The sequence below is a fragment of the Rhodococcus sp. ENV425 genome, assembly GCF_002887785.1.
Taxonomy (GTDB): Bacteria; Actinomycetota; Actinomycetes; order Mycobacteriales; family Mycobacteriaceae; genus Rhodococcus; species Rhodococcus aetherivorans.
Genome location: NZ_PCZU01000203.1, coordinates 1 through 20,621, shown reverse-complemented (window position 1 = coordinate 20,621; position 20,621 = coordinate 1). Strand labels below are relative to the sequence as shown.

General features: G+C 68.7%; 21 protein-coding genes and 1 pseudogene. 11 read left to right on the top strand and 11 right to left on the bottom strand.

Annotated features, from left to right (window positions below; translation table 11 throughout):
* Nucleotides 1-166: pseudogene (locus CQZ88_RS31210) on the bottom strand (SHOCT domain-containing protein); the annotation flags it as partial.
* Nucleotides 167-226: 60 nt separating this feature from the next.
* The gene (locus CQZ88_RS16890; protein WP_102800069.1) at nucleotides 227-676 is read right to left on the bottom strand and encodes a DUF6325 family protein; all 450 of its coding nucleotides are present in this window, start codon (nucleotides 674-676) and stop codon (nucleotides 227-229) included.
* A gap of 288 nt (nucleotides 677-964) precedes the next feature.
* Between CQZ88_RS16890 and CQZ88_RS16885 the strand changes: the two genes are divergently transcribed.
* Genes CQZ88_RS16885 through CQZ88_RS16875 form a run of 3 tightly spaced genes read left to right on the top strand, consistent with a single transcriptional unit; the run spans nucleotide 965 to nucleotide 3,371 of the window.
* Entirely contained in the window at nucleotides 965-1,369 is a 405-nt protein-coding gene (locus CQZ88_RS16885) for a hypothetical protein (RefSeq protein WP_043798307.1), read from the top strand.
* A 30-nt stretch (nucleotides 1,370-1,399) separates the two neighbouring features.
* Complete coding sequence (locus tag CQZ88_RS16880) at nucleotides 1,400-1,939, top strand: potassium channel family protein (RefSeq protein ID WP_006940470.1); 540 nt, start codon at nucleotides 1,400-1,402, stop codon at nucleotides 1,937-1,939.
* 13 nt (nucleotides 1,940-1,952) lie between these two features.
* Nucleotides 1,953-3,371, top strand: coding sequence for a DUF2252 domain-containing protein (locus CQZ88_RS16875; RefSeq protein WP_043798309.1), 1,419 nt, complete (start codon nucleotides 1,953-1,955; stop codon nucleotides 3,369-3,371).
* 75 nt (nucleotides 3,372-3,446) lie between these two features.
* Here CQZ88_RS16875 and CQZ88_RS16870 read toward each other — a convergent pair whose 3' ends face one another.
* The 3 genes from CQZ88_RS16870 to CQZ88_RS16860 all read right to left on the bottom strand — a co-directional run bounded on the left by CQZ88_RS16870 (nucleotide 3,447) and on the right by CQZ88_RS16860 (nucleotide 6,063).
* Nucleotides 3,447-3,719: a hypothetical protein gene (locus CQZ88_RS16870; RefSeq protein WP_006940466.1), complete on the bottom strand. Its 273-nt coding sequence runs from the start codon at nucleotides 3,717-3,719 to the stop codon at nucleotides 3,447-3,449.
* Nucleotides 3,720-4,046: 327 nt separating this feature from the next.
* Nucleotides 4,047-4,517, bottom strand: coding sequence for a DUF6325 family protein (locus CQZ88_RS16865; RefSeq protein WP_029546959.1), 471 nt, complete (start codon nucleotides 4,515-4,517; stop codon nucleotides 4,047-4,049).
* 310 nt (nucleotides 4,518-4,827) lie between these two features.
* Nucleotides 4,828-6,063, bottom strand: coding sequence for a sodium:proton antiporter (locus tag CQZ88_RS16860; protein ID WP_102800068.1), 1,236 nt, complete (start codon nucleotides 6,061-6,063; stop codon nucleotides 4,828-4,830).
* A 334-nt stretch (nucleotides 6,064-6,397) separates the two neighbouring features.
* Here CQZ88_RS16860 and CQZ88_RS16855 point away from each other — a divergent pair, with 334 nt between their 5' ends.
* Nucleotides 6,398-8,752: an arylsulfatase gene (locus tag CQZ88_RS16855; protein WP_102800067.1), complete on the top strand. Its 2,355-nt coding sequence runs from the start codon at nucleotides 6,398-6,400 to the stop codon at nucleotides 8,750-8,752.
* A 10-nt stretch (nucleotides 8,753-8,762) separates the two neighbouring features.
* On the opposite strand, the gene CQZ88_RS16850 is transcribed toward CQZ88_RS16855, so the two are convergent.
* Nucleotides 8,763-9,674, bottom strand: a complete 912-nt coding sequence (locus tag CQZ88_RS16850) for a formylglycine-generating enzyme family protein (RefSeq protein WP_180987033.1) — start codon at nucleotides 9,672-9,674, stop codon at nucleotides 8,763-8,765.
* 106 nt (nucleotides 9,675-9,780) lie between these two features.
* Nucleotides 9,781-10,191, bottom strand: coding sequence for an SHOCT domain-containing protein (locus tag CQZ88_RS16845; RefSeq protein WP_029546963.1), 411 nt, complete (start codon nucleotides 10,189-10,191; stop codon nucleotides 9,781-9,783).
* 279 nt (nucleotides 10,192-10,470) lie between these two features.
* Between CQZ88_RS16845 and CQZ88_RS16840 the strand changes: the two genes are divergently transcribed.
* The 5 genes from CQZ88_RS16840 to CQZ88_RS16820 all read left to right on the top strand — a co-directional run bounded on the left by CQZ88_RS16840 (nucleotide 10,471) and on the right by CQZ88_RS16820 (nucleotide 15,350).
* A complete protein-coding gene (locus CQZ88_RS16840) occupies nucleotides 10,471-11,292 on the top strand; it encodes a class II glutamine amidotransferase (protein WP_043798319.1) in 822 nt (273 codons plus the stop codon).
* A gap of 181 nt (nucleotides 11,293-11,473) precedes the next feature.
* Complete coding sequence (locus CQZ88_RS16835; RefSeq protein WP_029546965.1) at nucleotides 11,474-12,091, top strand: hypothetical protein; 618 nt, start codon at nucleotides 11,474-11,476, stop codon at nucleotides 12,089-12,091.
* Nucleotides 12,092-12,215: 124 nt separating this feature from the next.
* On the top strand, nucleotides 12,216-12,440 hold the full coding sequence (locus CQZ88_RS16830) for a hypothetical protein (protein ID WP_006940443.1): 225 nt from the start codon (nucleotides 12,216-12,218) through the stop codon (nucleotides 12,438-12,440).
* A 127-nt stretch (nucleotides 12,441-12,567) separates the two neighbouring features.
* Nucleotides 12,568-13,995, top strand: coding sequence for a hypothetical protein (locus CQZ88_RS16825; RefSeq protein WP_043798321.1), 1,428 nt, complete (start codon nucleotides 12,568-12,570; stop codon nucleotides 13,993-13,995).
* Nucleotides 13,992-15,350, top strand: coding sequence for a diacylglycerol kinase family protein (locus tag CQZ88_RS16820; protein ID WP_043798325.1), 1,359 nt, complete (start codon nucleotides 13,992-13,994; stop codon nucleotides 15,348-15,350). Before CQZ88_RS16825 ends, CQZ88_RS16820 begins: the two co-directional genes overlap by 4 nt.
* On the opposite strand, the gene CQZ88_RS16815 is transcribed toward CQZ88_RS16820, so the two are convergent.
* The 3 genes from CQZ88_RS16815 to CQZ88_RS16805 all read right to left on the bottom strand — a co-directional run bounded on the left by CQZ88_RS16815 (nucleotide 15,314) and on the right by CQZ88_RS16805 (nucleotide 18,893).
* Nucleotides 15,314-16,972, bottom strand: a complete 1,659-nt coding sequence (locus CQZ88_RS16815; protein WP_102800065.1) for an MFS transporter — start codon at nucleotides 16,970-16,972, stop codon at nucleotides 15,314-15,316. The genes CQZ88_RS16820 and CQZ88_RS16815 overlap by 37 nt on opposite strands.
* 16 nt (nucleotides 16,973-16,988) lie before the next feature.
* Nucleotides 16,989-17,810 (bottom strand): class II glutamine amidotransferase, encoded by an 822-nt coding sequence (locus tag CQZ88_RS16810; protein WP_006940434.1) that lies wholly within the window; start codon nucleotides 17,808-17,810, stop codon nucleotides 16,989-16,991.
* A gap of 198 nt (nucleotides 17,811-18,008) precedes the next feature.
* Nucleotides 18,009-18,893: a slipin family protein gene (locus CQZ88_RS16805; protein WP_006940433.1), complete on the bottom strand. Its 885-nt coding sequence runs from the start codon at nucleotides 18,891-18,893 to the stop codon at nucleotides 18,009-18,011.
* Nucleotides 18,894-19,100: 207 nt separating this feature from the next.
* Between CQZ88_RS16805 and CQZ88_RS16800 the strand changes: the two genes are divergently transcribed.
* Nucleotides 19,101-19,445: a glutaredoxin domain-containing protein gene (locus CQZ88_RS16800; protein ID WP_006940432.1), complete on the top strand. Its 345-nt coding sequence runs from the start codon at nucleotides 19,101-19,103 to the stop codon at nucleotides 19,443-19,445.
* Between the two features lie 39 nt (nucleotides 19,446-19,484).
* Nucleotides 19,485-20,117 (top strand): bifunctional 2-polyprenyl-6-hydroxyphenol methylase/3-demethylubiquinol 3-O-methyltransferase UbiG, encoded by a 633-nt coding sequence (locus CQZ88_RS16795; RefSeq protein WP_102800064.1) that lies wholly within the window; start codon nucleotides 19,485-19,487, stop codon nucleotides 20,115-20,117.
* A 42-nt stretch (nucleotides 20,118-20,159) separates the two neighbouring features.
* On the opposite strand, the gene CQZ88_RS16790 is transcribed toward CQZ88_RS16795, so the two are convergent.
* Nucleotides 20,160-20,462, bottom strand: coding sequence for a metal-sensitive transcriptional regulator (locus tag CQZ88_RS16790; RefSeq protein WP_006940428.1), 303 nt, complete (start codon nucleotides 20,460-20,462; stop codon nucleotides 20,160-20,162).
* Nucleotides 20,463-20,621: the final 159 nt, after the last annotated feature.

Genomic DNA, 20,621 nt, shown 5'->3' with positions numbered 1-20,621 from the left:
CGGGGGGAGCGGCGGCCGGCGCCGGGGCGGGCGGTGGTGGCGCGTACTGGGGCTGTTCCTCCGCCGCCCAGCGCCGGCCCTGGCGCCGGGAGACCCGGTTGGAAACAGCGGTGGCGGTTCCGGCCACCACGGCGGTGCGGGCGACCCCGCGAAGCAGTCCGGGCATGACGGTGTTCTCCTCGGGTGGGCGTTCGGCGTAGTCGGAATCGGATCCTGCTGCGGTGGTTCAGGTCTGGGCGTCGAGCGCCTCGAGTGATGCGAGGATGCTCTGAACCGGGATGCGGCCGGAGGCGACGAGTTGGCCTCCGTTGCGGCGCAGGGCGGCCGCGAAGGGTGCGGCCCAGGTGTTCTCGTAGACGACGATCGCCGCCGAGCATCCCGGTTCGAGAGCCGCACCGGCCTCGCCGAGGTCGGTGTCGTCGAGCAGGCCGGTGGCCGCCTCGGCGAAGAGGGTCACGTCGATGTCGCCCTCGAGTCCGACCTCGGAGATGTCGATCCCGCTCAGCGAGCCGTCGGTGTCCTTGCGGACGAAGGCGAGGTCGAGCACGCGGATGATCCCGCGCGCGACGAGGTCACGCAGCAGCGGCAGGGCCGAGCCGTCGGGCTGACGGTCTGCCGGGAACTCGACGACGAGATAGTCGATGGGACCTATTTCGTCGATGTCGGCATCGTTCACGGGTATACCTCTTTTCGCTGTGCCGGGAACGGGGCCGTCGGGCCGTGTCCACCCGCGTCGACTCGGTGGCTGGTGCACGCGACCGACCCCGGCAGCCACCATCCTGCTCCGCTCGGTCCCGGAATGCCCTCGCTTCGGTCGATGTGGTGACCAAAGGCCTCTCGCATCCCTGGAATGCCGGTCGTCGGGCGGTCGAGGTCCGGCGAAGATCATCAACTCTATGCGAGGCGGCCGGTGGCGCGCGCACAATACCGTACGTCGGGCCGAATCGAAGGGAAGGCGATTGGCATGTCCCAGGACACGAGTGTCAAACACGATGTGGCGGCCGGTACCTCCATGGGCGCCGCGATCATTCTCGTCACGATCGGCATCCTCCAGGTCTTCCAGGGGATCGCCGCCGTGGCGGAGGACGAGTTGTTCGTCGTCGGGATCGAGTACACCTACAAGTTCGACTTCACCACCTGGGGATGGATCCACATCGTGCTCGGTGCGGTGATCGCTCTGGTGGGTTTCGCGCTGTTCACCGGCGCGACCTGGTCGAGGGTGGCGGCCATCGTGCTTGCGTCGCTGTCGATTCTCGCCAACTTCATGTGGCTGCCGTACTACCCGTGGTGGTCGGTGCTCATCATTGCGCTCGATGTGGTCGTCATCTGGGCGGTGGCCACGTGGAACCCGCGCCGGGACTACTACTGACCGCGGCACCGCCGGGCCGGGGCGTCGCCGATGACCGACGGTGAGGCCGGGCCGAGCCTGCCGGGGGTGGGTGGCCGCCGGTTGCTGTGGCTGGCTGTGCTGCGGCCGGCGCTCACCACGATCGTGTTGTTGATCGCGTACTTCGTGCTGCCGTTCGAGGATTTCGACGATGTCTCGGCCGTGGCAGTGCTCGCCGGTGGGTTCCTGGTGGTGTGCGCCGTGTGCGCCTGGCAGATCCGGCAGGTGCTGCGGTCACCGTACCCTGCCGTGCAGGCGATCGAGGCGCTGCTGCTGACGGTCGCCGTCTACCTGGTCGGGTACGCGACCGCGTATCACGTCCTGTCGTACAACGTTCCGGAATCGTTCGACGTGCCGCTCTCACGGATCGATGCCCTGTATTTCTGCGTGACCGTTTTCGCGACAGTGGGTTTCGGAGACATCGTCGCCACCACCCAGGCCGCGCGGGCGGTCGTCACCGCACAGATGGTCGGCAACCTCGTCCTCCTGGCGCTCGGCCTCCGGTTCCTGACCGCCGCCGTGAAGTGGCGCCAACAGCAGAAGAAGACGTGAGAGGGAGAACCTGATGACCGAGACCTCGAGAAGCGAGCCAGTGGTCGAACACCCCACCAGGGAGGAGCGGGCGGAACGGGGGCGGGCGGCCCGCAGCCGGACCCCGCTGTCCGCGCTCGCCGAGTTCGATACGAGCCGTCGCCCCGATCCGCTCGACCTGCTGGAGCGGCAGGCGACGTCCCGGGTGCCGGAGCTGGTTCCGGTGCGCTACGGCCGCATGGCAGAAACGCCGTTCTCCTTCTACCGGGGTGCGGCTCTGGTGATGGCGGACGATCTGTCCCGCGGGCCCACCACGACCGTCCTCACCCAGCTGTGCGGGGACGCGCACATGAGCAATTTCGGAATCTTCGCCACCCCGGAACGCAAGCTGACCTTCGACATCAACGACTTCGACGAGACCTACCCCGGCCCGTTCGAGTGGGACGTCAAGCGACTGGTCACCAGCCTCGTGATCGCCGCGCGGGACAACGGTTTCACGGGCAAGCAGCAGGCGCGCATCGCCCGCGCCTGCGCAGCGGAGTATCGCGAGACGATTGCCCGGCAGGCGGAGCGGGGAAATCTGGCGGTGTGGTATTCGCACATCGAGCCCAGCACCGAACTCACGGAACTGCGCGACGAACTCGACTCCTCCATGAAGAAGCGCCTGCGCAAGACGCTCGAGAAGTCGCGCCACCGGGACAGCGTCCAAGCGCTCGCCAAGTTGACCGAGGTGGTCGACGGCCGGCGCCGGATCATCAGCGCCCCGCCGCTCATCGTCCCCATCGAGGAGGTCCTGCCCGACGCGGACGCCGACGAACTCTACGCGGATCTGCACCAGCGCCTGCGTGACTATCGGTCGACGCTCCAGTGGGACCGGCGGGTGCTCCTCGAACAGTTCGAGTTCGTGCAGGCGGCGCGCAAGGTGGTCGGTGTCGGCAGCGTCGGAACCCGGGCCTGGATCTTCCTGTTGCGCGGCACGGGTGACGACGACCCGCTCTTCCTGCAGGCCAAGGAGGCGCAACGGTCCGTGCTCTCGTACTACGTGGACGGGCCCACGTTTGCCAACGAGGGCGAACGTGTGGTCAACGGCCAACGTTTGATGCAGGCGGCCAGCGACATCTTCCTCGGCTGGCAGCAGGGCCCCGGACCGGACGGCGTCCGGCGAGATTTCTACCTGCGTCAGTTGCGGGACGGCAAGGGCTCGGCGGTCGTCGAGGCGATGACTCCCACCGGAATGACGCTGTACGGGCGGCTGTGCGGACGGGTACTGGCGTATGGGCACGCCCGATCCGGCGACCGCATCGCGATCGCCGAGTATCTCGGTTCCGGCACCGAATTCGACGACGCCATCACGGCATTCGCGATCGCCTACGCCGAACAGAACACACGCGACCACGCCGCACTCCTCGGTGCGATCTCCGAGGGGCGGATCACCGCCCGGCGAGGTATCTGATCCGAGGGAGCGCCGCCGGCCCGGTCCCGACGTTGCCTTCCGGACGCCGGTCGGACCACCTCACCGAACGGGAGGTCATGCCTCTTCCAACGCCTCGCCGATTCCCTGGAGGAGGCGGTGGTGATGTGCCTCGGCCAGAAGGTGACCCGCGGTGAGAGCAACTGCAACCGGCCATTCGAGGAGCTCGAGGGCAACCAAGGTGCCGATACCCGCGAGGTAGGCGAGCTGCTCGGGTGGCGGAATGCTGATGCGGCCCATGATCGGCAGGTCCAGGACGAGGTGTTCGGCTTCGCGCAGCCGTTCGAGGGCGGGCCGAGGTGCTGTCGCAGCTGACGTCGTGGCAGTCATGAGAGCCTCATTCGCTGTAGGGTCCGAACCTGCGGATTCCGCCGCCATGTCACTGCCGGATCGGTGGGGGTCGGAGTGGCGCGATCGGCCCTCTGCGGTCCGGGCGGCTCCACGACGGTGCGCACGCCGTCGGGGAGCCGGTTGGTGTTTCGTCGGCACGGTCAGCGCCGGTCTCTGCGGTCCTCTCGTCGATCTTCCCGGCGGTCGGAACGACGGCGGACACCGTGAGCGACCACCGCCGCCGTCGCGACGGTCGTGGCCGTGCGAGCCACGGGTGCGGGTCCGATCACCGCGGCGCGACGCATACGCCTGGCTGCGAGGGGCATGTCAGTCTCCTTCTTGTTCGTCGGCCTCGATTGCGGCCAGCAGGGCCTGTACGGGGATGCGGCCGCTGGCCACCAGCTGTCCGCCGGCGCGGCGTACCGCCGATGCGAACGGCGCGGCCCACAGGTTCTCCCACACCAGCAGGGCCGCGGTGCTGCCGGGCTCGACGGCCGCGGCGACCGCTTCGACGTCCTCCTCGCTGAGCAACATCGCCAGCTCGGCTTCGTAGGAGCGGAGCGCGCCGATCTCGCTCTCGTCCAGGTCGGCGAGCTCGAACGCTTCGAGCGATCCGTCGGCGTCCTTCTTCAGCAACAGCAGATCCAGTACGCGTACTGTTCCGCGTTCGACGAGGTCGTCGAGCGCGGGTGCGATCTCGCCCCTGAACCTGCTGCCCGGGAACTCCACCACGATCCAGTCCACCGGACCGAGTTCGTCGATGTCGTCGCCGAGTTGTTGTTGGACTTGTTCGGTCATCTCGTCATCTCCTCTGCCGAGCTGCCGTCCGTGGAATACCAAGGGCGACAGATCGTTCGTGGGTTCCACGTCCGACGGGCGGTTCTTCTACGAGCCGCCTCGTCCCGGATGGCCGGCTTGTCGGAGAGTCCGATGACGACCTGGCAAGTCGGTCTGCCGGTGTTTTCCGACAGAGTCGACGCTAGACCTGATGGCCGCGCCCGGAAAGGGGATCCGGTGAAGGCCGCTCGATCCGATGACCTACCGTGCCGGAAATGGACCCGAGCAAGGCAGATCGGATGTTCCGGACACAGATCCGGTGCCGCGCCGTCTACGCCTCGTGTGCCGGCTGCTGTTCGGGCCGGGGGTGACGGCGGAACCATGCGGCGTACCGGTCGGCGAGGGGGGCGGCGGTGACCCCGTGGGCGAGGACCGACAGGCCCACGGTGACGACGGCGGTGAGCAGCAGCAGGTCCTCGTGGGGCAAGGCACCGGGTTCTTCGAGAATCAGGATGACGAAGACGATGGTGGCCAGTCCGCGGGGGCCGAACCAGCCGAGGAAGGCAAGGGTCGGGGTGCGGGCGTGGGTGCCGAGCAGCGACAGCGCGACGGGGACCATGCGGACGACGGTCAGGCTCAGCACGGCGTAGGCGAGCACCGGCCACGACAGGTGTCCGAGGGCCGGGCTGAGTAACACCGCCCCGAAGACGATGAACGTGACGGCACTGAACACATCCCCGGCCTCGTCGATCAGGTGGGAGACCTCCCCCTCGGCGCGGCGCCGGATCGCCCCGAAGGTCAGCCCGCCGACGAACGCGGCGATGAATCCCGAGCCGCCGAGGGGCACGGCGACGGTGTAGGCCAGCGTGGCGGCGGCCACCGGCACGATCTGAACCCACAACGGGTCGATCGTGCGGTGCCGCCCGGCGAGGATCAGCACCGCCGCCGCGACCGCTCCGGCACCGACCCCGGCGACGATGCCGTAGCCGATCTGCTCGGTGACCAGCCGTACGGCTGCACCGCCGCCGATTGCCCCGGACTCGGCGCGTGCGATCGCCAGCACGATGAGGAACAGCGGTACGCAGATGCCGTCGTTGAGGCCGCTTTCGACGTTGAGTCCCTGGCGCACCCGCGACGGCAGGATCGGCAGGGTGACCACCGCCTGCCCGAGAGCGGCGTCGGTGGGCGCGAGGAGCACGGCGAGCAGCAGCGCCTCGGGCCAGGAGAGGTCGCCCAGCACGAGCACCGCGGCGCCGAACCCGGCCGCGATGGTCAGCGGTAGTCCTACACCGAGAAGTCGTGCAGGAAGTGAGATTTCGGCTCGTAGAGCGGTCGGGTCCACGCGGGCGGCGTCGGAGAACAGCACGAGGGCGAGGGTGACCTCGGCGAGAAGTTTCACCGTTTCGCTGGTGGCCTCGACGTCGATCAGCCCGGCAGCCTGTGCGCCCAGCACGAGGCCGCCGACAGTGAAGACCATCGGGGCCGTGATGGAAGTGCCCGCAACCCGTCCGGAGATCGCCGCGAATACGAGCAGGATTCCGGCGATCGCCGGAAGCGCCCAGGTCACGATGCCCCCTCCGCGGGCGGAGGGCGGTGGCGGGGTGCGTCGGCCGGCCATCGGCGTCCGCGCGGCAGAACGAGAGCTGCCACACCCAACCACAGCGGAATTCCCATGAACACCAAGATGATCCACGTCATGAGTCGGGTCCTTCTCGCCTCGCCGCACCGGATTTCCGGGACCGGCTCGACCGGAGGGGCGGCGTCGTCACATTCTGCCGAATCCGAGACATCGTGCGAAGAACTTCGGCGGATCGGGCCGTTTGCATGGTCGGCGATTCGGACGGTCGGTACGCTCGAGATGCCGGAGACCGACAGGTCTGCTCGAGATCGGGAGCGTCGCCATGGCAAGGACCCACCACGGAAAGATCGCCGTCGACATCCGCGACTCCGTGCCGGACTGGGCGCCGTATCTGCCTGCGCAGGCGCCCGAGGGCGCCCCGAACGTCCTGATCATCGCGTGGGACGACGTCGGGTACGGCAGCATGGACATCTTCGGGGGCCCGATCGAGGCACCCACCATGCGCCGCATCGCCGACCGGGGTGTGAAGTACTCGAACTTCCACACCACCGCGCTGTGCTCCCCGACGCGGGCGTCGCTGCTGACCGGGCGAAACGCGACGACCAACGGCATGGCGACCATCGCCGAGTTCAGCTCCGGGTTCCCGGGCATCTCCACCCACATTCCCTTCGAGAACGGGTTCGTCTCCGAGGTGCTGGCCGAGCAAGGGTGGAACACCTACTGCGTCGGCAAGTGGCACCTGACCCCGGGCGACGAGACGAACATGTCGGCGGTCAAGGCCCGGTGGCCGTTGGGCCGCGGGTTCGAGCGGTTCTACGGCTTCCTCGGCGGCGAGTCGAGCAGCTGGTACCCCGACCTGGTGTACGACAACCATCCGGTCGACGCCCCCGGCACCCCGGAGGACGGCTATCACCTGTCGAAAGACCTGGCGGACAAGGCAATCGAATTCATCCGCGACGCCAAGGTCGTCGACCCGGACAAACCGTTCTTCATGTACCTGGCCCCGCAGGCCGGGCACGCCCCGCATCACGTGTTCACCGAATGGGCCGACCGGTACAAGGGCAGGTTCGACCAGGGCTACGAGGCCATCCGTGCCGAGATACTGCAGCGGCAGAAGGACCTCGGGTTGCTGCCCGAGGGCACCGAGCTTTCCCCGATCAATCCGCACGGGGAACCGGCCACCACCGGACCCGACGGACAGCCGTGGCCGCTGCTCGACACCGTCCGGCCCTGGGACTCGCTCACCGCCGACGAGCAACGCCTGTTCGTACGGATGGCCGAGGTCTTCGCCGGCTACATCTCCTACACGGACGATCAGCTCGGCCGGGTGATCGACCTGCTCGAAACGACCGGCGAGCTCGACAACACCCTCATCGTCGTGGTCTCCGACAACGGTGCCAGTGGTGAAGGAGGGCCGAACGGATCGTTCAACGAATGGCGTTTCTTCAACGGGGTTCCCGACACCACCGAGGGCACCCTGCCGCACCTCGACGAGCTCGGCACACCGCTGTCGTACAACCACTACAACACCGGCTGGGCGTGGGCCTTCGACACACCGTTTCCGTACTGGAAGCGCTGGGCCGGCTACGAGGGTGGCGTCGCCGACATGTGCGTGCTCTCGTGGCCGGCGCGGATCGACGCCTCGGCCGAGCCCCGCCCGCAGTACGTCCACGCCGTCGATGTCGTCCCGACGATCTACGAGTTGCTCGGCATCACCCCGCCCGAGGTCCTGAAGGGGTACACCCAGAGTCCGCTCGAGGGAGAGAGCTTCGCGTCCTCGCTGACCGATCCCGCAGCGCCGGGCAAGGCCGTGCAGTTCTACGCGATGCTGGGGCAGCGCTCGCTGTATCACGAAGGGTGGCTCGTCTGTTCCGTGCATCCGCCGCTGTCCGGGTGGGGCCACTTCGACAAGGATGTGTGGGAGCTGTACCACCTCGCGGAGGACCGGGCGCAACTGCACAACCTCGCCGACGCCGAACCCGAGCGGCTGGAAACCCTGAAGAGTCTGTGGTTCTACTACGCCGGCCGCTACCACGGGCTACCGCTGGACGACCGCAGCGCCCTCGAACAGGTGCTCGCCGAACGCCCCCGCCCGGGAAAAGCGCGAGACCGCTACGTCTACTACCCGGACTGCGCGGACGTCCCCGAGGCGGCCGGTGTCGCCATCACCGGACGGTCCTACACGATCGTCGCCGGAGTCCACGTGGACTCGGCCGATGCCGAGGGCGTCCTCTACGCCCACGGCGGCCTGGCCGGCGGCCACAGCCTCTACGTCAAGGACTGCCGTCTGCGCTATGCCTTCAACTGGGTCGGCACACACCTGCAGACCGTGGTCGCCGACCGGGACATCACTCCCGGTGCCCACGTGTGCACCGCCGAATTCGCCGTCGCCGGGAAGAACACCGATCCGGCGATGCCGGGCTTCGCCGGCACCCTGACCCTCTACGTCGACGATCAGCAGGTGGCCACCGGTGAGATCGTCACCCAGCCGGGGGTGTTCTGCCTCGTCGGTGACGGTATCTGCGTCGGGCGGGACAGTGCCTCTCCGGTCACGCCGGACTACGTGTCCCCGTTCCGGTTCACCGGGGGCACGATCGACAAGGTCGTCGTCGACGTTTCCGGCGAACGCTATGTCGACCACGAGGCGCAGGTGCGGGCCTGGTTCTCGATCGATTGACCGGCGCTGCTCAGCGGCCGCGCACGATGCAGCGGAATCCGATGTGGCAGGTGGAGGGTTCCGCGCTTTCCCCCTGCCTGGCTGCGGGCCGGTAGCGCAAGCAGTAATTGGGGGCGCAGAGGTGCGATCCGCCCTTGATGACCCGCCGGGGATGGGCCTCGGCACCGGTCTCCGGCGCGAGCGTGCGTGGGTTGGCGGGAATGCAGCACGCCGTGGCGGGGGCGGTGTCACGTCCGTCCGCCCCGTGACGAGCGGTGAAGTAGTCCGTCGTCCATTCCCACACGTTGCCTGCCACGTCGACCAGGCCGTAACCGTTGGGCCGGAAGCTGCCCACCGGAGACGTGCCGACGTACCCGTCTTCGGCGAGGTTCTGCCACGGGAACTCGCCCTGCCAGGTGTTGGCCAGGTACCGCCCCTTCGGGGTGTACTCGTCGCCCCACACGAACCGGGCCCGATCCAGGCCGCCGCGAGCCGCGAACTCCCACTCGGACTCGGTCGGCAGCTCCTTGCCCGCCCACCGAGCGTAGGCGAGCGCGTCGTAGTGGGACACGTGCGTCACCGGATGGTGTTCGCGGCCGCCGGCCGAACTTCCGGGGCCCTCGGGATGCCGCCAATCCGCACCCGGCACCCACGACCACCACCGGCGGTAGTCGTCGAGGGGTACGCGCCGAGCCGGCGGGGTGAACACCAGCGACCCGGGTACCAGCAGCGCCGGGTCGGCATCGGGATAATCGGCGGGTTCGGGCGCGACCTCGGCGGTGGTGACGTGACCGGTGTCCTTCACGAAACGCCGGAACTCGGCGACCGTGACCGGATGAATGTCCATCCAGAATCCGTCCACACTCACCTGGTGGACCGGACGCTCCTCGGGGTAGAACTCCTCCGACCCCATCCAGAAGGTTCCGCCCGGAATCCAGGTCATCTTCTTCGGTGCTCGACCCGCCGACGCCGCTGGCTGCATGCGTCGAGTATCTCGGAACCGGCTCGCTGCGAGCGGGTCCTCGGGATGCCGCGCAGGTCCTGGCCTGTCAGACCTGCATTCCGGTCTGTCCCGCGGATGCCTGTCCCAGAGCCGTGGCCTTGAGTTGCTCGAACTCCGCTTGGGTGATCACTCCCGAGTCGTACAGCGCCTTCGCATCGGCGATCTGCTCGGCCGGGGACTTGCCGGCCACCTGCCGGATGTACTCGTCGGTGGCCTGCTTGGTCTCCTGCTGGGCACGCATCGACCGCTCCGCCATGCCGCGGCCCCGGGCGATCAGATACACGAACGCGGTCAGGTACGGGAGGACGACCAGCCCGATCACCCAGAGGGCTTTGGCGAAGCCGGAAACGGTGTGATCGCGGAACAGGTCGACCAAGATCTGGAACAGCACGATCAGGTACGCCACGAACGCGAACACGATGATCGTGTACCACACGTAATCCCAGAACGAATCCATGATGTGCACCTCCTGTGAGCGGCTCCGGCGATGGACCGAACCTCCGCGATATCGGGCGACTCACATCGAGAATGACACCCCAACCGGCGTCTCCGCAGGGGATAAAGACCTTGAAACCCACCCCGACCCTGAAACCCACCGTCCCCCCACGTGTCCTCGACACGAAGACGCCCGTACGCGGGCCGGGCCCGCATCCGACACGAACGCGGCGCGACCTGTGTCCGTTTCGAGACGTGCTCGCGGTCGAAGCGGTGATTCAATGGTGAGATGTGCAGATGGATGGCATATTCCGGCGACCCGATCCTTGCCGAGGATCTGCTGTTCCGCCCGCAGCACTCGCTGATCGATCAGAGCCTGCATTCGCGCCTCGGAGCCACCACCACCAACGGTGACGGTTTCGGCATCGGATGGTACGGGAGAGGGCCGGAGCCGGCGGTGTTCAAGAGCATCGATCCGGCCTGGAACGACCGGAACCTGCGCGAGCTCGCCGCTCAGGTGGAGACACCGCTGCTGTTCGCACACGTGCGGGCCTCGACCGGGACGCACGTCCAGCGCAGCAACTGCCATCCCTTCCGGCACGGGCGCTGGTTGTGGATGCACAACGGGGTCCTCAACGGGTTCCGGGAGATCAAACGCGAGCTCGTGCTGGCGGTGGATCCGGCGCTCTACCCCGACATCGAGGGCTCGACCGACTCCGAGATGCTGTTCTATCTCGCGCTGACGTTCGGTCTCACCGAGGACCCGTTCACTGCCGTCGCCCGGGCTGTCGGATACGTGGAGAAGATCGCGCACGCCCATGCGATCGAGCATCCCGTGCAGATGACCGTGGCGACCACGGACGGAGAGTCGATGTGGGTGTTCCGTTATTCCAGCGAAGGCAAGAGCCGATCGCTGTTCTTCTCCACCAAGCTCGCCAGGCTCCTCGAGCTGCATCCCGAGGTGGAGGTGCTGCACCAGCTCGGTGCCGAGACCCGCTTCATCGTCTCCGAACCGCTGCGCGATCTGCCGGACGCATGGAACGAAGTACCCGAGTCCTCCGCGGGCGTGGTCCGGCCCGGCGAGGACGAGATCCGGCCGTTCCGGCCGCTCGCACCGGTGTAGGCCCGGCGGAGCAGAGCCTCTGCGTCGGGGTAGGCGGGCCCGGGTGCAGACCGTGCCGGGAGACAGGGGACTCCAACAGGTCCCCGTCCCTGATCAACCGAATCGAGCGATGACCTTGTGCCCTACGCCACAGGCCCTCGCCGGCGGAACACTGTAGTCAAGTAACTGCAGGAGTTTCGAGATGAACGCAGAGCAGCCCCTGGCCCTCCGGTTATGGCGCCGCGCTCCGTGGAGCGGCAACCCGCTGATGCGACGATCCGAGCGAGTCGAATCCGCACTCGTTCTGGTCGTCGCGATGTTCGTGCTCGTCATGGTGCCCCTCGCCGCCGCGTACGGGACGGCGACCTACGCGCGGGTCGGCCAGCTTGCGCTGGAGGAACGCCTGGAACGCCACCAGGTGACGGCGATCCTCCTCGAGGAGCCGGGACCGACGGGCACCGGTTCGATGACGGACACTGCGACCCGGGGTCCGGGGGACCCGGACCGAGCGACCGCGCGGTGGACGACCGGGACCGACGAAACGCGCACGGGGAAGGTGGAGACGCCCTTCGGCGCGAAGCCGGGCGAGACGATCGACATCTGGATCGATTCGACCGGTGATCCCGTCGCCGCGCCCAGGACCGGCTCGGACGGCGTCGTGGCCGGTGTCAGTGCCGCACTCACGGTGTGGGGGGTGGGCTCCGGCATCGCCCTGCTGCTCCTCTACGGAGTTCATCGTGTCGGCGTGCGGCGGAGGCTGTCGGCATTGGATCGCGAATGGAACGAAACCGGACGGAGCCCGGGATGGACGTTGGGTTGACCGCCCCCGGGTCTGCGGGCCGGGGGTCTGCAGGCCGGTCAGCAGCGCACACGGCGATGCTCGGCAGCGCGGAGAGGATTCCTCGATCCGGTCGCAGCACAAGAAGATACGCGGGGAGGCCGAGATGAGCGACTGGGTCTGCCGGTTGGTGGTGTCGACGGAATCCGGCGACAGTCCGGCTCAGCTGCATATGGTGCTCCGCGACGATCTCACGGACGCGGAGGTGCTCGCCCGTGTCCTCGGCCTGGTTCACGAGTTCTATGGTCCCGGCGTGCAGGTCGACGACCTGAAGCCCGAGTCCTGGGCGCAGACCCGAACTGCGTCCCCGGTCCGTTCACCCGGCGGATGAGGGAAAAGGAGGCATACAGCAAGACATTTCACACAGTCACATCGAACTGCATCTCGGACTCGTGCCGCCGGAGGGCACGCTTCGTCCGTGCTGCCGTGCCTCTGTCACCGAGTGGAAAGAGAAGACGATGGACAGCGACATTTCGCGCAGCGGCACGGGCACCGCTCCGCTCGACACCGCCGAGCGGGCCGAACTGGAGCGGTTGCGGGCCGAGGTGGCCGCACTGCGGGCGCGGACAGAGGCCGCGCCCGAGGCCCCGCCGCCACCCCCGCCCGTATCGCGTCCGCCGCGGCACGCGCTGCGCTGGACTGCGGTGGCGATTCTGACGGTGCTGGTCGCACTGCTGGCGATCGCGTCGGTGACGGCGCGGTTCGTGCGCAGCGAGATCCTCGACACGGACCGGTACGTCACCACGGTGGCCCCGCTCGGTTCCGATCCCGCGGTGCAGACCGAGATCGCGGGCACGGTCACCGACGAGATCTTCGCGCGGGTCGATGTCGAAGGCCTCACGTCCGACGCGCTGACCGCCCTGACCGATGCCGTTCCGGCGACCGCGGACGCGCCGCGCGTGGACCGGGCGGTGGAGGGGCTCGCGCCGGTGATCGCCGGGCAGGCACGCAACTTCGTGTACGAGACGGTGCTGTCGCTGGTGCAGACCGACCAGTTCGAGGATCTGTGGATCCAGGCCAACCGTGCAGCGCACACCGGGCTGGTGGCAGTCGTCACCGGTGAGGGCGGCCCGTCCTCGGTAACGGTGGACGAGAGCGGCACGGTCAGCATCTCCCTCGGCACGATCATCGACAACGTCAAGGCCCGCCTGCTGGACCGGGGATTCTCCTTCGCCGAGAAGATCCCGGACATCGACAAGCAGTTCGTGCTGTTCCAGTCGCCGGAGCTGATCAGGGCGCAACGGGCGGTCAGCGCTCTGGACACGGCGTCGGATGTGCTGCCGTGGCTGACGATCGCCGCCGCGGTGGCCGCGGTGGCCGTGGCTCCGCCCGGGCGTCGCCGTCGTGCCCTGGCGTTCGTCGGGACGGCACTGCTCGTGGGGATGCTGATCCTCGCGATCGCGCTGATCGTCGCCCGATCCCTCTATCTCGGCGACATTCCCCCGGACGTGCTGTCCCCGGACGCCGCCTCGGCGATCGCCGACACGATGCTGGTGCCGCTGCGGACCGCACTGCGGGCGGTGGCGATCCTCGGCCTGGTGATCGCGGTCGGGGCGTACCTGACCGGGGGATCAGCCTCCGCGACCGCCGTCCGTCGCGGATTCGGGCGAGGCATGGACGCGGTGCAGCGGTCCCGTAAGCCGCGGCCACCGAACCAGGTGGAAGCCGGGGCCTACCGGGCCCGGACGGCGTTGCGGCTGGCGATCATCGGCATCGCCGCCGTGATGCTGATGTTCTGGCGGTACCCGACCGGTCTCGTGGTCGTGTGGATCGTTCTCGGTGCCCTGCTGGCGTTGCTCGCGCTCGAGGTGCTGATCCGGCCGGCACGAACCTGGGAGCAACCGACGGAGATCGTGCCCGACGCGGACTCGAAGACCGGGACGTGAGCCCGGTGGACGCCGTTCCCGGCGACGAGGTGCCGGTCTCCCGCCGATGGTGGGCGCGTGCGGCGTTCGCCGCCGTCCTCGGCGCTGCCGCCGTTCCGGTGATCGTCGCGGGCCTGCGCGGCGCCCTCGCACTCCTGGCGGTGAGCGTGACGGTGGCAGCGGTGACGGTCGCGGCTCTCTACTGGTTCCTCGCGAGCCGGGGGCTGCTGCGCGCGCTGTCACTGGGTCTCGCAGTGGTCGCCCCCCTCGCGCTGCCCGTGCTGTTCGTGCGGGAGCGCGTGCTCTGGGTCGCGTTGGTGTCGGTCGCGCTGGTGCTGCTCGCCTTGGCGTGCGCGCGGGCGGCCCTGCGCCGTGACACAGAGCAGGGGATGCCCGAGTACCCCGCCGCGCCGGTCCACCGCCCGTTCCTGGTGATGAACCCCCGTTCGGGGGGTGGCAAGGTCGTGAAGTTCGATCTGCAACGCAAGGCCGAGGAACTCGGTGCCGAGGTAGCCCTGCTCGCGGGACCGGGGCCCGTCGACGTCGAGGCCCTGGCCCGGCAGGCGGTGGAGCGGGGCGCCGACCTGCTCGGTGTCGCCGGGGGCGACGGGACACAGGCCCTGGTGGCGGCGATCGCGGCCGAGCACGGTCTGCCGTTCCTGGTGATCAGCGCCGGCACACGGAACCACTTCGCGCTGGATCTGGGACTGGACCGGGAGGACCCGGCCGCAGGCCTGGACGCTCTGCGGGACGGGGTGGAACTGCGCATCGATCTCGGCAGGATCGGGGGACGGGTGTTCGTCAACAACGCCTCGTTCGGCGTCTACGCCGACGTGGTGCAGAGCCCGGAATACCGGGACGACAAGGCCGGGACGGCCCTGCGGATGATGCCCGACCTGCTCGCTCGCGACAGCGCCACCCGGCTGAGGGCCCGCATCGACGGCGACACGACGGTGGAAGGCGCGCAGGCCGTCCTGGTGAGCAACGACCCGTACGCGACCGACGACCTCGCGGGGCTGGGACGACGGCCCCGGCTGGATCGCGGGGTGCTCGGGGTGGTGACGATCTCGGTAGCCGGCGCAGGGCAGGCGGTCGACCTGCTGCGCCGCACGCACAGCCGGGGGCTGGTTCAGCGCGTGGCCACCGAGGTGATCGTCGACGCGGAGGCACCGGAGATTCCGGTCGGGGTGGACGGGGAAGCGCTGATGCTGCCCACGCCGGTGCGCTGCACCGTCGAGCCGCAGGCGCTGCGGGTGCGGGTGCCCCGGCGCCGTCCGGGAACCTTGGTCTCGGCGCCGACCTGGGACTGGGCGCGGCTCCGGGACCTGGCCTTCCGGCCTCAGCGCTCGTCGTCGGTCTCGTCGGGCCTGCGCTGACCCTCGCCGGGCCGTGCGCCCACCGGCCGGCGCGGTAGGGATCCGGTGCCGAACAGTGCGGCGACGGTGATCAGTGCCGTGACGGCGAAGGCCACCTGCAGGGCCTCGAGCCGCGCGTCCGAGTTGACCTCGAGGATCGCATCCGCGGTGGCCTCGTCCACCCCGGCCTCGTCCAGGGCACCCTCCAACTGGGTGTCGGACAGGAACGGCACCCCGGCAGCCATGTCCGTGGTGGCCTGCTGTTGCACCGATTCCGGCACGGCCGGGTTGTTCTCGATGCCGGCGATGACGGAGGTGGTCAGGGTGGCGATCAGGATGGAGCCGATCAGGGCGGTCCCCAGTGACACGCCGAGATTGGTCGCCGTGTTCTGCAGACCGCCGACCTCGGCGCTCTGCGAGTCCGGCACCGCGGACACCGTGACCGCACCGAGCTGGGAGGCCAGCGCACCCAGTCCGAGACCCATCAGCAGCATCGGGATCGACACGACCGCCGCATTTGCGCCGGGATCCATCCCACCCACGAGGATGAGGATGCCGACGACCATGATCCCGAGGCCGATCCGGACGATGCGCCGGGGATTCGCCTGGGGTCGCAGCTTGGGGATGCCGACGGCCGCCAGGACCAGAGCGATCGACAGCGGAAGGATCCGCACACCCGTCTCGAGCGCACTGAGTTCGAGGACCACAGACAGGAACAGGGGGACGGAGAAGAACACCCCGGCCTGAATGAGGAATTGGGCGAAGAACATGCTCAGACCGCCGGTGAGCTGGCTGTTCCTCAGCAGCGCGGGGTCGACCAGCGGTTCGCCGCCCGTCTTCGCCAGGTACGTCTCCCGCCGCAGGAACAGGTAGAGCACGAAGAGTCCACCCAGCAGCAACCAGATGACGGGGGACAGTCCCAGGATCGCCGGTCCGCCGGGTTTGGTCTGGATCCAGCCCCATTCGCTCGAGCGCAGCACGCCGTAGACGAACATTCCCAGGCCGGCGACCGACAGGAGCGAGCCGACGAGGTCGAGCCGGATCCGCTGCGGTGGAATGTCTTCCACGCGACGCAGCGCGAGCAGGATCAGGACGACGATGACAACCTCGCCGAAGAAGACGTAGCGCCAGGACGCGAACGTGGTCACCGCCCCACCGAGCAACGGCCCCACCGCGCCGCCCGCGGCCCCCGCCGCGGCCACCAATCCGTAGGCGGCGGGGCGGCGTTCGGCGGGGAAGTTCGCCGCGACCAGGGAAACGATCGCGGGCATGATCAGGGCGGCGCCGATGCCCTCGAGCAGGGACCAGCCGATGAGGAGGACGGTGAGATTCGGCGCGATCCCGGTGACGAACGACCCGGCGCCGTAGATGATCAGGCCGAGCCCGAACGCGCGGCGCCGCCCGAGGATGGTGCCGATCTTGCCGCCGGTGATCATCAAGCTGGCCATCACCAGGGTGTAGAGGGTGATGGCGGTCTGGATGCCGGTGATGGTGGTGCCCACGTCCGCGGCCACGGTCGCCATCGACACGTTCATCACGGAGCTGTCGAGCGTCATCAGGAACTGCCCCGCAGCCAGTACTGCGAGCACCAGTGCGGAACCCGAGGCCACCGCCGGACCCTTCGGCGAACTGTCAAGACTCATGCATCGACCTCTCGCGTCAGACGGGCTCGAGCGGCCGGAAGGGCCGGATGTCGTTGCCCGCGGGGCCGACCACGGCGGCGGAGGACTCGGGCATCTCGTTCCATGCGCCCGGCAGATCGCGGAGCGGTTCGGACACGACGAACCGGGCGTCGATGCCCAGACGATGGAACATCTCCACCTCGGGGTGCAGCTCGCGGAGCTTGGCGACCTCGGTGGAGTAGAACAGCGACCGGGTCCGGCCCTCGCTGGAGTAGCGGAACACCCAGATGGTGTCGCCGGCCGTGGTGGCCACGGTCATCTGCACGGGATCGTCGATCCCGCGGTGGCGGGCGACCTTCTCGACCATCCCGATCGCACGGCCGACCGCGGTGAACGGATCGTCCCGGAGACCGAACGTGAGAGCGAGGAAGAACAGCACCTCGGAGTCCGTGGTACCCGCGATGTCCGGGTACAGCGACGGATCCACGGCCATCATCAGTTCCCGCTTGATGTCCCGGAAGCCGAGGATCTCGCCGTTGTGCATCCACAGCCATTCCTCGTGCCGGAACGGGTGGCAATTGCTGCGCTGCACCTGCGTGCCGGTCGAGGACCGCACGTGCGCGAACAGCAGCGGGGTGCGGATCTGCCCGGCGATCTCCCGCAGGTTGTGGTTGTTCCACGCCGGATCGATGCTCTTGAACATCGCCGGTTCGGAACCTATTCCGTACCAGCCGATTCCGAAGCCGTCACCGTTGGTGGTGGTGGCTCCGAGATGGGAGTGCAGGCTCTGGTCGATGAGTGAATGCTCGGGCTTGAACAGCAGATCCTCCACGAGGATCGGCTCGCCCGAGTAGGCCATCCATCTGCACACCCGACCATTGAAGCACCCGGGTGTCGCCCCCCGGGCCGGAAAGAAGGCAGTGGGCTCACCTGCGGTCACTGCATGCCGGTCCGCCGGAGATCGAGAACCGCGCCCGTGGTGGCATCGTCGTCGACCGCAATGCCGCGGCTGCCACCGGGGACGATCACCGCTCCACCGTCGAGTCCCGTCCTGGCCCTACCCTCCTCGCGCCGGCGCGGTGGGGGTCGTCGCGACGGATGCCGACGTGCCGTTGCCGACGAGGCCGGAGGTGGGCGCCACCGGTGTGCGCTGGGCGGCCGCTGCCGCTGCCGCGGTGGCTTCGTGTTCGAGGAAGGTCTTCAGTTCGCCGATGGCACTCATCATGGGGGCCGGGAACACCACGGTGGTGTTCTTTTCGACCCCCAGCTCCACCAGGGTCTGCAGGTTGCGCAGTTGCAGGGCCAGGGGGTGGGCCATCATCGTGTCGGAGGCGTCTCCGAGCGCGGCGGCCGCCATCGACTCACCTTCCGCCGCGATGATCTTGGCGCGCTTCTCCCGTTCGGCCTCGGCCTGGCGGGCCATGGCGCGTTTCATGCTGTCGGGAAGCTGGATGTCCTTCAACTCCACCAGGGTCACCTCCACGCCCCATTCGAGGGTGGACACGTCGAGGAATTCTCGAATGTGGACGTTGATGACGTCGGTCTCCGACAACGCCTCGTCGAGGGTGTGGCGGCCGACCACCCTGCGCAGCGTGGTCTGGGCGATCTGGTCGATCGCAGCGGCGACGTTCTCGATCGCGACGACCGACTTCACGGCGTCGATGACACGGAAATAGGCGACTGCGGAGATGTCCACGCTGACGTTGTCGCGCGTGATGATCCCCTGGGACTGGATCGGCATCGTGACGATCCGCAACGACACCTTCGTGAGGCGGTCGACGATCGGGATGATCAGATGCAGGCCGGGTTCCTTCACCCCGAGCAGCCGGCCGAACCGGAAGAGCACGCCCTTCTCGTACTGGGTGACGACGTGCACCGACTGCGACAACACGAACATCACCACGACGAGGAGCACCGCGGCGAGGATGATCCAGGTGGTCACGACGTTCCTCCCATCCCGCAGCAGGTCGCGGTTGCCTTCACCGTGCGCTCGTGGACCGCGGCCGGGAAGGGTCGAAAGTCACCGCCGGGGCGGATCGGCGAGTTCGAGACCTTCCGAGCCGCGTCCGTACGAGACCGTGCGCAACACCGGAGGAAAAATACCCCCTCGGGTATATTGGTCGGGACGTGCTGTGAGAGGAGCGAGGAGATGACATCGGCGGATTTCGTCGACGGGATCGAAGTGCTGTGGCGACCCGGGTGCCCGTTCTGTTCGCGGCTGCGCCGGGCCCTGCGCCGACGCGGCATCGACACCCGCGAGATCGACATCTGGCAGGACCGCGCGGCCGCGGCGCGGGTCCGTGCGGTCACCGGCGGCGACGAGACCGTGCCGACCGTCTTCGTGGGACGGGTCGCCCTGGTCAATCCCGGGGTGCGCGAGATCGAGGCCGCGATCGAGCGGGAACTCCCCGAGCGAGCCGGCGAACTGCTCCCGGCGCCGGTGTCTCGTCCCCGGAAGCTGTTGTCCCGCATCGGCTTCCCGCTCCGCGGCTGACGCGCCCGACCACCCGTACCGACGACCGAAGGAGTCGCAGTGCCGGAAAACCAACTCGACGAAGAACTCTGGGACGAGCGCTACCGTTCCCGTCCCGCGCTCTGGAGCGGTGAGCCGAACCGTCACCTCGTGGGGGAGGCGGCCGAACTCGAGCCCGGCCTCGCCCTCGACGTCGGCTGCGGCGAGGGCGCGGACGCCATCTGGCTGGCGCGGCGCGGCTGGCGGGTCGACGGCGTGGACGTGTCCGGCGTCGCCCTGCGACGCGCTGCCGAGCACGCGGATCGGGCCGGCGCCGAGATCGCCGGGCGCATCACGTGGCTGCACGAGAACCTCACCGCGTGGGACCCCGGCCGGGGGCGGTACGACCTGGTCTCCGCGCAGTACATGCACCTGCCGCCACCGGAACGCGACGTCCTCTTTCGAGGGCTCGCGGAGGCGGTCGCTCCCGGCGGCACCCTCCTGATCGTCGGGCATCACCCCACCGACCTGCAGACCACCGTGCCGCGCCCGCCGCGGCCCGAGCTGTTCTTCACGGGAGCGGACGTCGTGGCGCTGCTCGATCCCGACGGCTGGGACGTCGTCACCGAGGCCGCCGTCGCGCGGTCGGTCACCGACCCGGACGGACGCGCCGTCACCGTGCACGACACGGTGGTCAGGGCCCGACGGCGCTGATCGCGCCACCACGTCGCGAACGTCGTCGTCGGGCGGTCTCCCTCAGGCCAGGGCGAGGAAGAGGCGCTCGAGCTGTTCCTCGGTGAGCCGGTCCGGGCACGTGTCGTCCTCCTCGTCGAGCATGCACCGACGAAGCTGCGCGGCAACGATCTTGAACCCGGCGCGGTCGAGCGCCCGGGAGACGGCGGCGAGCTGGGTCACCACGTCCCGGCACTCGCGGCCGGATTCGAGCATGGCGATCACGCCGGCGAGCTGCCCCTGCGCGCGGCGCAGCCGGTGCAGCACCTGCGTATCGGCTTCGGGGGTGACGGCGGTCCTGGGGACGGGGTCGACGGGAGTGTTCATCGCTGTGCTTCCTGCGGTAGGGGGACGAGGTTCGAAGGGATACCCCGTGGGGTACTTGACATACCCTAGGGGGTATGTGGCAGGGTTGTCCATATCGAGGACGAAATCGACCCATACGGAGGAACCACGATGATTCTCGAGCAGTACTACATCGAGTGC

Excerpts from the sequence above, each read along its gene's own strand:
- CQZ88_RS16885 (WP_043798307.1), top strand. The coding sequence starts at position 965 with ATGTCCCAGGACACGAGTGTCAAACACGATGTGGCGGCCGGTACCTCC.
- CQZ88_RS16880 (WP_006940470.1), top strand. The coding sequence starts at position 1,400 with ATGACCGACGGTGAGGCCGGGCCGAGCCTGCCGGGGGTGGGTGGCCGC.
- CQZ88_RS16875 (WP_043798309.1), top strand. The coding sequence starts at position 1,953 with ATGACCGAGACCTCGAGAAGCGAGCCAGTGGTCGAACACCCCACCAGG.
- CQZ88_RS16870 (WP_006940466.1), bottom strand. The coding sequence starts at position 3,719 with ATGACTGCCACGACGTCAGCTGCGACAGCACCTCGGCCCGCCCTCGAA.
- CQZ88_RS16865 (WP_029546959.1), bottom strand. The coding sequence starts at position 4,517 with ATGACCGAACAAGTCCAACAACAACTCGGCGACGACATCGACGAACTC.
- CQZ88_RS16855 (WP_102800067.1), top strand. The coding sequence starts at position 6,398 with ATGGCAAGGACCCACCACGGAAAGATCGCCGTCGACATCCGCGACTCC.
- CQZ88_RS16850 (WP_180987033.1), bottom strand. The coding sequence starts at position 9,674 with ATGACCTGGATTCCGGGCGGAACCTTCTGGATGGGGTCGGAGGAGTTC.
- CQZ88_RS16845 (WP_029546963.1), bottom strand. The coding sequence starts at position 10,191 with ATGGATTCGTTCTGGGATTACGTGTGGTACACGATCATCGTGTTCGCG.
- CQZ88_RS16840 (WP_043798319.1), top strand. The coding sequence starts at position 10,471 with ATGGCATATTCCGGCGACCCGATCCTTGCCGAGGATCTGCTGTTCCGC.
- CQZ88_RS16835 (WP_029546965.1), top strand. The coding sequence starts at position 11,474 with ATGAACGCAGAGCAGCCCCTGGCCCTCCGGTTATGGCGCCGCGCTCCG.
- CQZ88_RS16830 (WP_006940443.1), top strand. The coding sequence starts at position 12,216 with ATGAGCGACTGGGTCTGCCGGTTGGTGGTGTCGACGGAATCCGGCGAC.
- CQZ88_RS16825 (WP_043798321.1), top strand. The coding sequence starts at position 12,568 with ATGGACAGCGACATTTCGCGCAGCGGCACGGGCACCGCTCCGCTCGAC.
- CQZ88_RS16815 (WP_102800065.1), bottom strand. The coding sequence starts at position 16,972 with ATGAGTCTTGACAGTTCGCCGAAGGGTCCGGCGGTGGCCTCGGGTTCC.
- CQZ88_RS16810 (WP_006940434.1), bottom strand. The coding sequence starts at position 17,810 with ATGGCCTACTCGGGCGAGCCGATCCTCGTGGAGGATCTGCTGTTCAAG.
- CQZ88_RS16800 (WP_006940432.1), top strand. The coding sequence starts at position 19,101 with ATGACATCGGCGGATTTCGTCGACGGGATCGAAGTGCTGTGGCGACCC.
- CQZ88_RS16790 (WP_006940428.1), bottom strand. The coding sequence starts at position 20,462 with ATGAACACTCCCGTCGACCCCGTCCCCAGGACCGCCGTCACCCCCGAA.